At 69.7% G+C, this 12,027-nt stretch carries 9 protein-coding genes and 2 tRNA genes; 4 read left to right on the forward strand and 7 right to left on the reverse strand.

The genetic code is table 11. From position 1 onward, the window contains the following. Positions 1-15: 15 nt before the first annotated feature. The 5 genes from prfB to ACWD38_RS21680 all read right to left on the reverse strand — a co-directional run bounded on the left by prfB (position 16) and on the right by ACWD38_RS21680 (position 6,033). Positions 16-1,116 (reverse strand): peptide chain release factor 2, encoded by a 1,101-nt coding sequence (gene prfB / locus ACWD38_RS21660; protein WP_184477108.1) that lies wholly within the window; start codon positions 1,114-1,116, stop codon positions 16-18. A 123-nt stretch (positions 1,117-1,239) separates the two neighbouring features. Further along, positions 1,240-1,737, reverse strand: coding sequence for a helix-turn-helix transcriptional regulator (locus ACWD38_RS21665; protein ID WP_184477106.1), 498 nt, complete (start codon positions 1,735-1,737; stop codon positions 1,240-1,242). A gap of 752 nt (positions 1,738-2,489) precedes the next feature. Then, positions 2,490-2,563, reverse strand: a tRNA-Met gene (locus tag ACWD38_RS21670). A 326-nt stretch (positions 2,564-2,889) separates the two neighbouring features. Further along, positions 2,890-2,963 (reverse strand) — tRNA-Met (locus ACWD38_RS21675). A 169-nt stretch (positions 2,964-3,132) separates the two neighbouring features. Beyond that, the gene (locus ACWD38_RS21680; protein WP_184477104.1) at positions 3,133-6,033 is read right to left on the reverse strand and encodes a UPF0182 family protein; all 2,901 of its coding nucleotides are present in this window, start codon (positions 6,031-6,033) and stop codon (positions 3,133-3,135) included. Between the two features lie 185 nt (positions 6,034-6,218). Between ACWD38_RS21680 and ACWD38_RS21685 the strand changes: the two genes are divergently transcribed. Then, positions 6,219-6,752: a PPA1309 family protein gene (locus ACWD38_RS21685; protein WP_184477102.1), complete on the forward strand. Its 534-nt coding sequence runs from the start codon at positions 6,219-6,221 to the stop codon at positions 6,750-6,752. Positions 6,753-6,799: 47 nt separating this feature from the next. Here the strand turns inward: ACWD38_RS21685 and ACWD38_RS21690 are convergent, their stop codons facing one another. Next, positions 6,800-7,801 carry a YlbL family protein gene (locus ACWD38_RS21690; RefSeq protein WP_343071193.1) on the reverse strand — a complete coding sequence of 334 codons (1,002 nt, stop codon included), beginning with the start codon at positions 7,799-7,801 and terminating at the stop codon, positions 6,800-6,802. A gap of 163 nt (positions 7,802-7,964) precedes the next feature. On the opposite strand from ACWD38_RS21690, the gene ACWD38_RS21695 reads away from it, so the two are divergent. Next, positions 7,965-9,431, forward strand: coding sequence for a zinc-dependent metalloprotease (locus tag ACWD38_RS21695; protein WP_184477098.1), 1,467 nt, complete (start codon positions 7,965-7,967; stop codon positions 9,429-9,431). A 101-nt stretch (positions 9,432-9,532) separates the two neighbouring features. On the opposite strand, the gene ACWD38_RS21700 is transcribed toward ACWD38_RS21695, so the two are convergent. Continuing rightward, the gene (locus ACWD38_RS21700; protein WP_184477096.1) at positions 9,533-10,072 is read right to left on the reverse strand and encodes a M48 metallopeptidase family protein; all 540 of its coding nucleotides are present in this window, start codon (positions 10,070-10,072) and stop codon (positions 9,533-9,535) included. A 212-nt stretch (positions 10,073-10,284) separates the two neighbouring features. Here ACWD38_RS21700 and ACWD38_RS21705 point away from each other — a divergent pair, with 212 nt between their 5' ends. Beyond that, a complete protein-coding gene (locus ACWD38_RS21705; protein WP_184477094.1) occupies positions 10,285-10,434 on the forward strand; it encodes a DUF5679 domain-containing protein in 150 nt (49 codons plus the stop codon). A gap of 244 nt (positions 10,435-10,678) precedes the next feature. Then, the gene (locus ACWD38_RS21710; protein ID WP_184477092.1) at positions 10,679-12,007 is read left to right on the forward strand and encodes an AarF/UbiB family protein; all 1,329 of its coding nucleotides are present in this window, start codon (positions 10,679-10,681) and stop codon (positions 12,005-12,007) included. The last annotated feature ends 20 nt before the right edge of the window (positions 12,008-12,027 follow it).

Below are 12,027 nucleotides of genomic sequence, written 5' to 3' on the forward strand. Positions count from 1 at the left end.
TCCTTCCGGGCGAGATCAGCCGTCCTGCTGGCGGCGCCAGCGGATGCCCGCTTCCAGGAACCCGTCGATCTGCCCGTCGAGCACCGCGTCCGGGTTGCCGACCTCGAACTCGGTCCGCAGGTCCTTGACCATCTGGTACGGGTGCAGCACGTAGGAGCGCATCTGGTTGCCCCAGCTGGAGCCGCTGTCCTTGAGCGCGTTGAGCTCGGCGCGCTCCTCTTCCTTCTTGCGGGCCAGCAGCTTCGACTGGAGCACGCGCAGCGCGGCGGCCTTGTTCTGCAGCTGCGACTTCTCGTTCTGGCAGGAGACCACGATCCCGGTGGGGGCGTGGGTGATGCGGACCGCGGAGTCGGTGGTGTTCACGCTCTGCCCGCCGGGACCGGAGGAGCGGAACACGTCGACGCGGATGTCCTTCTCCGGGATCTCCACGTGGTCGGTCTCCTCCACGACCGGCAGCACCTCGACACCGGCGAACGACGTCTGGCGCCGGCCCTGGTTGTCGAACGGCGAGATCCGCACCAGCCGGTGCGTGCCCTGCTCGACCGACAGCGTGCCGTAGGCGTAGGGCGCGTTGATGCGGAAGGTCGCCTGCTTGACGCCGGCCTCTTCCGCGTAGGAGGTGTCGTAGACCTCGACCGGGTATTCGTGGCGCTCGGCCCAGCGCACGTACATCCGCATGAGCATCTCGGCGAAGTCGGCGGCGTCGATCCCGCCCGCTTCGGCCCGGACGGTGACGACGGCTTCCCGCTCGTCGTAGTCGCCGGACAGCAGCGTGCGGACCTCGAGGGCGTCGAGCTCCTTCTTCAGCCGCTTGCGCTCGCCGTCGGCCTCGTCCAGCCCGGCCTGATCGCCTTCGTCCTCGCTGAGCTCGTAGAGGACTTCGAGGTCCTCCACGCGCTGGCGCAGGTCGGTGATCTTGCGCAGCTCGGCCTGGCGGTGCACCAGCTGGCTGCTGATCTTCTGCGCGTACTCGACGTCGTCCCAGAGGTTCGGCTTCGCCGCCTCGGCTTCCAGTTCGGCGATCTTCGCCCGCAACTCGTCGAGGCCCATGACGCTCTCAATGCCTTCGAGCGTGGTGGACAGGTCCTTGATATCTGCGGCGACGTCGGGATTCACAATGTTCGAGGGTACTTCACCGGCGGGCGGCCGCCCACGAGGACGGCCCCGGCCGCTGCTGGTGCCGACCGTTCCCGGCGATGATGCCGCCGCGAGCGGAGCCGGCGGATCATTCCGGTCGGCTCATTCCGGAATGCTGTCCAGGAGTTTGACGATGGCCCGGTTGTGGGCGACGGTGAAATCGGCCGCGGCCTTCTCGTACGGGTCCGCGGAGGCCTTCGCCGCGTTCTTCGCCTCGTCCAATCGCGCGGTGTACTGCACCCTGGCCGATTCGACGAGCGCGGCGCGCTGCTTCGGCGTCAGCGAACCGGCGTGCACGAGGCGCAGGATCAGCGGGCTGCGCACGTTGTCGGGGCCGGGTTCGGTGTTCAGCCAGGACTTGAAGGCCCGCTTGCCGGCCGCGGTGATCGCGTACTGCTGGCTGGACCGCGGCCCCTGCTTGCCGAGGCGCAGCAATCCGGACTCGGTGAGCGCGGGGAGCTCGCGGTACACCTGGCTGCGGGTCACGCTGAAGAATCCACCGAATCGTTCGGTGGCGGCAGCGACGAGCTGCCCCCCGGTCTTCGGGCCGTCGTGCAGCAGCCCTAGCAGGGCGGCGGATGTCGAGTTCAGCTCAGTCACGAATCCACCGTGCCACGGCCCTCGCAGGCTGTCCACAATGGTCGGCCACTCTGTCCACTGTGGTTGCAATGGGCTGGTCCGAGTGGACCATCCCCTGCTGGCGCTGCGTGAGCGGATGCCGCCGACTCAGCGTGCTTTGGCGCACATCGTTGTGCCATCGAGGGGAACGGCAGGCGTCGCGGCTCGGCCGCCCGCCCGCACGCGGTGTCCCGAGCAGCACGGATCGCTACCTGATCGTGCGGTCTACCTGCACGAAACGGTGCGCTCGCGCGTCGGAGCAGCCGATTACCGGGAGTGACTCGCATGCTGTGAGCGGCGATCGGCGCTTCTGGCGGTCGCTTTCGGACGGAGGTCGTGATGCGTCGCAATGAGCCACTAGGCCGAGTTTTCAGTTGTGCGAGCAAGAAAATCCGCATCCCCGGTCACGCTTGCGCGGTGTGCGGCCGAACCATGCGACCGGTCCCCGGGGTTCCTCCCGCGGAACGCCTCTGCTCCCCCGCCTGCGCCAAGATCTGGGCCCGCCCCAAACCCTGACGACACGCAGAAGTCCGCAGCGGAAACCAATCCAGAGCAGCCAAGCGCAACGAGCGAAACGCGAGCAACCCAGACCGCCCACGAGAAACCCGGACCACACCCGTCCCAACGGAACCACCGCACCGTGGGGGCCTACGGGGGCTCGGCCCCCGTAAAAACGACGACAAACGGAAAGAGGCCCCCTCTCGCCAGAGAGGGGGCCTCGAACACGCTCACAGTAGCGGGGACAGGATTTGAACCTGCGACCTCTGGGTTATGAGCCCAGCGAGCTACCGAACTGCTCCACCCCGCGCCGCTGCGCAGCTCATCGCTGCGCTGTATTTCGTTGTGAAAGGAACTCTACACGCCCCCGAATCCACTCCAACACCACCCCCCGAAAACCCCACCACCAGCACGAACCCCCACCCGGCACGCAAAGCACGAAGCGCGAAGCGCGAGCCCCACCACCCGAGCGCGAAGCGCGAGCAACCCAGGCCGCACAAAAGAAACCCCGACCACACCCGTCCCAACGGAACCACCGCACCGTGGGGGCCTACGGGGGCTCGGCCCCCGTAAAAACGACAAGAAACGGAAAGAGGCCCCCTCTCGCCAGAGAGGGGGCCTCGAACACGCTCACAGTAGCGGGGACAGGATTTGAACCTGCGACCTCTGGGTTATGAGCCCAGCGAGCTACCGAACTGCTCCACCCCGCGCCGCTGCGCAGCTCATCGCTGCGCTGTATTTCGTTGTGTGCAGAAGCCTACTCGACGCCGAACCTGAGGTGACACCGGGGGGTCCTTAAGGCGACGCCGTCCGCGCCGCACTCCGGTGTTCCGCGGGTCGGCCCTGGTCAGAGCCGGGCCGACCCGCGGAACGAGGAGATCAACCGCCGTTGCCCTGGAGCTGCTCGAAGCGGCCGACGGCCTGCTCCAGCTGCTGGAGCGCGCTGCCCAGGTCACCGAGGTTGCCGGACTGCTGCGAGGTCCGCACCCGCTCCAGAGCGCCTTGGATGTCGTTGACGGCGCTGCTGAGTTCGGGCGTGGGCTGCTGCCCGGGCTGTTGCGGCCTGGGGGGCCGCTGCCCCGGAGGCTGTTCGCCGCCTCCGTCACCGGTGGCGTCCCCGGCTCCGGCGCCGAAGACCTGTTCCAGCGCCTTGGGCAGGGTTTCGGCGAAGCCGACGTTGCCGCCGAAGGACACCAGGACCCTGGCGAGCTGCGGGTAGGAGTCCTGCTCGTTGCGCTGGATGTAGATCGGTTCCACGTAGAGCAGGCCGCCCTTGACGGGCAGCGTCAGCAGGTTCCCGAAGATCGCCTTGACGTTGGGGTTGTTGAACAACGTCCGGTTCTCGGTGACCTCCGGGGTGGACTCCATCTGGTTCTGCACCTGGTTGGGCCCGGCCGTCTGGGTGTCGGTCGGCAACCGCAGGACGTTGAGCTTGCCGTAGTTCTCCGGGTCGGAGGACGCGGAGACCCAGGCGGCCATGTTCTGCCGCCGCAGCGCGGTGAGGGCGCTGGTGAGCTGGAACGTCGGCTGGTCCTGGCCTTCGACCTGGGCGACGACGTAGTACGGCGGTTGCTGGTTGCCGTCTTCGGCCGCGCCGCCCTGTCCGCCGCTGGTGGGGTCCGGCGGGACTTCCCAGAAGGTCTGGGTGGAGTAGAAGTCACCGGGGTTGTCGACGTGGTACTTGGTGAGCAGCGAGCGCTGCACCTTGAACATGTCCTCCGGGTAGCGGAAGTGTTCGCGCAGCTGCGGGCTGATCTCCGAGGAGGGCTTGACGACGCCGGGGAACACGCCTTCCCAGGCCTTGAGCACCGGGTCGGGCTTGGTGTCGTCGGTTTCGTACAGGTCGACGGTGCCGTCGTAGGCGTCGACGGTGGCCTTCACCGAGTTCCGGATGTAGTTGATCTGCTGGTTCGGCTGGCGCTGCACGCCGCGCAACGTGTCGTTGGTGGCTTCGCCGAACTCGGTGATCTCGGAGTACGGGTAGTTGTTCAGCGTGGTGTAGCCGTCGATGATCCACTTGATGTGCCCGTCGACCACGGCGGGGTACGGGTCGCCGTCGACCTTGAGCCAGGGTGCGACCTTCTGCACCCGGTCCCGCGGGTTCCGCTCGTAGATGATCTTCGAGTTCTCCCCGATGGCCTGGTTGAACAGGATGTTGCGCTCGGCGTGGTGCGCCGCGAACACGAGCCGGTTGAACCAGTTCCCGAGCGGCACGCCGCCCTTGCCGTCGTAGGTGTAGGCGCTGCGGTCGGTGTCGTACTCGCGGGGCGCCTCGCCGGGATTGCCGCCGACGATGGCGTAGGTCGAGGCGAGTTCGCCGAAGTAGCTGCGCGGCTGGTCCACCGGGATCTTGCCGCGGCCGTCGTTGGCGACGTCGCTGACGGAGAACACCGGGTAGCCGCCCTGGGTGCGGCCGTCCTCGAGGGTGGAGTCGACGCGGTCGGCGGGCGCGCTCACGAACCCGTTGCCGTGCGTGTAGACCATGTGCTGGTTGATCCACGACTGCTGGTTCTCGGCCAGCCCCGCCGTGTTGATCTCGCGGAGCGCGACCAGGTAGTCCTGCAGCTTCCCGTTCTCGTCCCGGTAGCGGTCGACGTCGAGCTTGTCCGGGAAGCCGTAGAAGTTGTACTGCTGGGTGAGCTGAGTGAACGTGTCGGACAGGACGCTGGGGTCCAGCAACCGGATGTTCGGGATGGTCCCGGTGTCGTCGGCGACCTGCTGCGGACGCAGGTTCGTCACGCCCGGGTAGTCGTGCACCTCGACCTTGTCCTCGCCGATGTCGAAGGCCTGGCGGGTGGCCGCGATGTTGCGGCGGATGGACTCCGCCTCGCGCTGGTTGGCGTTGGGCCGCACCGAGAACTGCTCCAGCAGCGCCGGGCCGACCGCGCCGACGAGCACGCTGGAGAGCACCAGCAGGACCGTGGCCAGCGCCGGGATCCGCAGGTCGCGCAGGAACACCGCGGCGAAGAACGCGAAGGCGCAGAACACCGCGATGCACAGCAGGATCAGCTTGGCCGGCATCACCGCGTTCAGGTCGGTGTAGGTGGCACCGGTGAACAGCGAGTTCCGCCGCGACAGCAGCAGGTCGTAGCGGTCGAAGAAGTAGTCGACCGCCTTCAGCAGCACGAACAGCCCGGCCAGGATCGCCAGCTGCACCCGGGTGGGGGCCGACAGCTGCCCGGCGCGTCCGGCGAGCCGCACGCCGCCGAAGATGTAGTGCGTGACCAAGGACCCCAGGAAGGCGATGGTCACCGCGACGAAGGCCCAGGACAGCAGCCAGCGGTAGAACGGCAGCTGGAACGTGTAGAAGCTGACGTCGTGGCCGAACTCGGGATCGGTCTGCCCGAACGGCACGCTGTTGAGGAACAGCTGGAACGTCTGCCAATCGGCCTGCGCCGCGAGTCCGCCGAGCACCGCGACGGCGCCGGAGACGCCGACGGCGAGCAGCACCGGCCGCGCGCTGATCACCGTCCGGTAGCGGGCCAGCGGATCGTCGGGGCCGGTGATCGGCACGAACACCGGCCGGCTCCGGTAGGCGATCCACAGGTTCAGCAGCAGCACGGCGCCGAGGAAGACCGCGGCGGCGGCGCCGAGTCCGATCCGGGTCAGCAGTTGGGTGGTGAACACCCCCCGATAGCCCACTTCGCCGAACCACAGCCAGTCGACGTAGGCGCCGACGAGGCTGGACCAGACGATCAAGGCGGCGAGCACGACCACGCCGATGATCAGCAGGATCCGGCTCCGCCGGGACAGTTTCGGCATTCCAACCGGGGGCCGCATGGCCACAGGGCACACTCCAGGCGACGATCGACGGGCCGGGGCGCTGCACGCCCCTCGCGATGTTCAACTCTACGATGTCCCGCCGGGTTCCCCCGATCGCACTCGAATTCCGGCGAATCCGACATCAGTTCGCCTGGTCGTGGCGGGTCCGGGGTGGTCGCACGCGGGGTGCGACCATGGAACGCATGTCAGCCGCTCACGGCGAGGACCTCGCCGCCGCCCTGCCCGGAGCCGCCCGCGAGATCGAGGATTTCGTGGCCGCCGCGGGCTGGGACCAGCCCACCCAGGTGTTCGCCCTGGTCCCCACCGAGCAGCTGCTCGCCGCCGAGCCGAACCTGGCCGACGAGGTGGACGGGAACTCCCCGCTGACGCCGATCGCGCAGGAGTCGCTGCCCGCGGAGGACCTCGCGGAGGCGCTGTCCCGGATCGTGTGGCCGGAGCAGGTCGCGGGATGCGCGCTGGTGCAGGAGATCGTGGTGCTGCCCCCGGAGGCGGAGGCCTCGCTGCCCGCCGAAGACGAGCAGGCCCGCAACGCCGCCGCCGAGCACCCCGACCGGCAGGAGGCGCGACTGGTCGCCGCGGTGCTGCGGGCCGGTCACGAGACCTGCGTGCTGCGGCTGCGCGCGAGCGGCGAGGAAGGCGAAGCCGGCGAGCGGGTGCAGGACCCGTCGCTGGCCCCGAACCTCCTGCGCGCCCTGCACGAGACCTTCGCGGCCTGAAGCCGGACCGGTGGCGGCCGGGTCACCCGCCCGCCACCGGCGTCGCATCAGCAGCTCGGCGGGACGCCGCCTTCGCGGATCACGTCGAGGGCGTGCGTCGCCTCGCCCAAGGTGCCGACCCGGGCGAGCTGGAGCCCGTCGGGGGCCTGGGACTTCGCTTCGGCGCAGTTGCCCGCGGGAACCAGGAACGTGGTCGCCCCGGCCTCCTTGGCCATGGTCATCTTGAACGGGATGCCACCGATCGGGCCGACCTTGCCGGTCTCGTCGATCTCCCCCGTGCCCGCGATGAACCGGCCGCCGTTGAGCTCGCCCGGCGTCAGCTTGTCCACGATGGCCAGCGAGAACATCAGTCCCGCGGAGGGACCGCCGACGTCGGCGAGGCTGATCTCGATCTCGAAGGGCACGTCCGGGCGGCCGACCGCGCCGACTCCCAGGAAGCCCTGCGGGCGCCCGTCTGCGTTCGAGCCCAGCACCACCGGGACCGTGCGCTCCGGATCGGCGCCGTGGCGGTAGGTGAGCCGGATCGGGTCGCCCGGCTTGTAGCGCCCGACCTCGGCCTGCAGCGCCGCCGGATCGGTGATCGGCTTGCCGTTCACGGCGATCAGCTGGTCACCGGGTTCGAGCACCGCGTCGGCGGGGCTGCCGGTGACGACCTGCCCGGCCAGCACCTTCGTCGGGTAGCCCAGGTGGTGCATCGCCGCGGTCTCCGCGGAGGTCTGCGAGTCGTTGAACGCCTGGGTGTTCTCCTGCTCGATCTGCTGCTCGGACTTCTCCGGCGGGTAGTAGACCTCGCGCGGCGCCAGCGCGTAGCGACCGCTGACCCACAACCCCAGCGCGCCGAGCATCGAGAGGTGATCGGTCACCGACACCGTGGTCATGTTCAGGTTCCCGGCGGTCGGGTAGGTCCGCTGACCGTCGATCCGGATGACCGGCGTGCCGGCCTCTTCGCCCAGGGTGTTGTAGGTCGGTCCCGGACCGAGCGCCACGAACGGCACCGGGACGAATGCCCCGAGCAGCCCGAAAGCGGCCACCAGGATGACGCTGGTCACTAACGTCCAGGTTCGACGGCTCACGAGGCGACAGGGTACGTGTTCGCCCTCGGCGAGATCCCCGGGCGGGTGATCGCCGACCGAGCCGCGAGCTGCGGACATCGCGCCCGCGGAGGTGACGAGCTGCTTATCCGCGTGGGCGCGATCCGCGTACGGTGGAGGCATGAATGACATGCCGTTCGGGTTCAGCCCGCAGGATCCCGACGACGACCGCAACAAAGGGGAGTCGTCGGAAGGGCGCTCCGAGGGTGGCGCCGGCAACTCCGGACAGCAGTCCGGTTTCGGCTTCGGCGGCGCCCTGCCGGGCGGCATGGGCGGCATGCCCGGGGGCATGAACTTCGACATGGGCCAGCTGGGGCAGATGTTCTCGCAGCTCGGCCAGGTGCTGAGCCACTCGGGCAGCGGCGGTTCCGGGCCGGTCAACTACGACCTCGCCAAGCAGCTCGCGGTGCAGCAGCTGCACTCGAAGCAGCGCACGGAACGCCCCAGCCAGCAGGAGGTCAAGGGCGTCGAGGACGCCGTGCACCTCGCGGAGCTGTGGCTCGACCCGACGACGGCGCTGCCCGCGGGCGTGCGCACGGCGCGGGTCTGGTCGTCGGTCGACTGGGTGGAGCAGACCTTGCCGACCTGGCAGCGGCTGTGCGACCCGGTGGCGCAGCGGATGTCCACCGCATGGCTCGACGCGATGCCCGAGGAGGCCAAGCAGGCCGCCGGGCCGCTGCTGTCCATGCTCGGCCAGATGGGCGGGCTCGGGTTCGGTTCGCAGCTGGGCAACAGCCTCGCCGAGCTCGGCGCCGAAGTGCTCACCTCGTCCGACGTGGGCCTGCCGCTGGCACCGGAGGGCACGGCCGCGCTGCTGCCTGCGAACGTGTCCCGCTTCGCGGAGGGCGTGGACCGGCCGCTGGACGAGGTCACGCTGTTCCTCGCCGCCCGCGAAGCCGCGCACCACCGCCTGTTCAGCCACGTGCCGTGGCTGCGCCAGCGGCTGCTGGCCACCGTCGAGGAGTACGCGCGCGGCATCCAGGTGGACACGTCCTCGCTGGAGGACCTCGCGAGCAAGATCGACCCGACGGACCCGAGCTCGATGCAGGAGCTGATGGGCTCCAACCTGCTGGAGCCGAAGACCACCCCGGAGCAGGAAGCTGCGCTGACCAGGCTGGAGACGCTGCTGGCGCTCGTCGAGGGCTGGGTCGACGTGGTCGTGTCCGACGCGCTGAGCGAGCGGCTGCCGGGCGCGGGCGCGCTGAGCGAGACGATCCGCAGGCGCCGGGCCAGCGGTGGCCCCGCCGAGCAGACCTTCGCCACCCTGATCGGGCTGGAGCTGCGCCCGCGGCGGCTGCGGGACGCGGCGAACCTGTGGCGGCTCATGACCGAGCGGCACGGCACCGACAGCCGGGACCGGGTGTGGGACCACCCCGACCTGCTGCCGGACGCCTCCGACCTGGACGAGCCGCTGGACTTCGCCGACCGCTGGGGCGGCTCCTCGGACCTGGACGACCCGATCGCGGCGATCAAGCGCGCCGAGGAGGCCGAGCAGCGGGCCGCCGAATCCGGCGAGGGCAAGCCGGCGGACTCCGCCGGGAATTCCGAGGACTCGGACGACGAGGGCGACGGCCCCGGCGCGAAGTGAGCCGCGACGGGCGGTGCGGAGCCCGGCTCCGCACCGCCCGCGCTCACGTTCCCCCCTGACGGCGGATCCGCTCGTGCGCGGGTCCGCCGCTTCGCGAGCGGTCAGTCCTCCTGGTCGCCCATGGTCAGGCCCAGGTTGGCCGCCGCGGAGAGCCCTTCGAGGTAGCCGACGGCCCGCTCGGTCTTCGGATACCGGTTGACCCACTTCCAGAAGTCGGCGCCGTGGCCGGGGACCAGCAGGTGCGCGAGCTCGTGCACCAGCACGTAATCCAGCACCCAACCGGGCACGTCCCGCAGCCGATCGCTGATCCGGATGGCCTTGGTGCTGGGCGTGCACGACGCCCAGCGGGTGCGCATCGGCGGCACCCAGCGGATCGAGCGGGGTTCGGCGCGGCCGTCGAGGTACTGCTCGGAGAGTTCCACGCAGCGTTGCGCTAACGCCGTGTCCGAGTCCCGCGCGGGTGACCGGCGGCGGGTCTCGCTGCGCTGCAGGCGGCTGAGCATCTCCGCCACCCACTTCTTCTCCTCGGCTCTGCTCATCCGAGCCGGGAGCAGCACGATGACCTTGTCACCGTCCCGGTACGCGCTGACCGTCTGGCGTCGGCGTTTGCTGCGACGCACCTCGACCTGCGGTTCTGCCACGAGACCTGACCTTAGCGAGTGGTACCGACATGAGGACACGACAGTGCGGTTTTCCACATGCCTACTGCGCGTGATCACCTAAAGCATTACTCCATTCCCCCTAACATGCGATCAGCTGAATGCAGTGATATCGATACGGCCACCTGTACGGTTCCTCCAGCGCAGCCCGAACGGGCACGCGCCGTAGCGATCACAACACCAAGGAGGACGCCGTGGCCGAGACCTACAACGGCTACTGCGTGAAATGCCGGGAGAAGCGGGACTTCCCCGGCGAGATCACGGAGACCAACGGACGCCGGATGGCCAAGGGAACCTGCCCGGTGTGCGGCACCCGCATGACCCGAATCCTCGGCAAGGCCTGACGGCCGGGGGCGGAACCAACGCGGCTCGGGTGACCGGGCGACGGCACCTCGAGGTGATGTCTCGCCCGGTAGCCGGCTTCACGGCCGGCCCGCGCCACGAGTGAGGTTCGGAACGAACACCACCACAGCGGCGCTCAGGCGTCCCACAACCGGTCGGTGAACCACTACGATGTGCTCCGGCCCCGGATATCCGAATACCTCTCGGAGCCGGGGTGGTTCTCCTGCGCGCGGCAAAGGAGCCCTCGTGACCGACATTCCCCGCCGGGCGGCGCACCGCACCGCCAAACTGGCCAGCCTTCCGCTGGGCGTCGCGGGGCGGGTGGCCGCCGGGTGGGGCAAGCGCCTCAGCGGCCGATCCGCCGACGAGATCAACGCGGAGCTCACCGCACGCACGGCCGAGCAGCTGTTCGCGGTGCTGGGACAGCTCAAGGGCGGCGCGATGAAGTTCGGCCAGGCGCTCAGCGTGTTCGAGGCCGCCGTGCCCGACGAGATGGCCGAGCCGTACCGGGAAGCACTGACGAAGCTCCAGTCCGCCGCTCCCCCGATGTCCGCCGACAGCGTGCGGCGGGTGCTGGAGCAGCAACTGGGGCGGACCTGGCGGGACCGCTTCGCCGAGTTCGACGACGTTCCGGCCGCCGCGGCCAGCATCGGGCAGGTGCACCGCGCGGTGTGGCACGACGGCCGGGACGTCGCCGTCAAGCTCCAGTACCCGGGCGCGGGCGAGGCGCTGCGCTCGGACCTGCGCCAGCTGAGCCGGTTCTCCCGGCTGTTCCAGTCGCTGGCTCCCGGCGCGGAGATCAAACCGCTGCTCGCCGAGCTGCAGGACCGGATGGTCGAGGAGCTCGACTACCGCACGGAAGCCGACAACCAGCGGACCTTCGCCGCCGCTTTCGACGGCGACGAGAACGTGCTGATCCCGAAGGTCGTCGCCAGCGCACCGCAGGTGATGGTCACCGAATGGGTCGAGGGCACCCCGTTCTCCGCGATCATCGCCGACGGGGATCGGCGGCAGCGGAACGAGGCGGGCCGCAGGCTGGCGGAATTCCACTTCTCCGCACCGGAGCGGTCCGGGCTGCTGCACGCCGACCCGCATCCCGGCAACTTCCTGCTGGCGCCCGACGGCAGGCTCATCGTGCTGGACTTCGGCGCGGTCGCTCGGCTGCCCGACGGGCTGCCCGCGGACATGGGGCGGATGCTCCGGCTGGCCATGGAGGACCGGGCCGAGGAACTGCTGGAGATGCTGCGCGCCGAACGCTTCGTGCACACCGACAGCGAACTGCGCGCCGAGGACGTGCTGGCCTACCTGGGGCCGTTCGTGGACCCCGTGCGCGAGCCGCGGTTCCACTTCAGCCGCTCCTGGATGCAGCGGCAGGCGGAGCGGGTCGGCGACCTGCGCAGCCCGGACTTCCGCACCGGCAGGGCGTTGAACCTGCCCCCGGACTACCTGCTGATCCACCGCGTGACGCTGGGCGCGACGGGCATCCTCTGCCAGCTCGACGCCGAGTTCGAAGCTCAGGAGATCATCGTCCGCTGGCAGCCGGGCTTCGCCGACCCCGAACCGGCCGCGGACTGAACCTGCCCTCCGCCGCCGGG

This window comes from Saccharopolyspora sp. NPDC002578 (assembly GCF_053592695.1).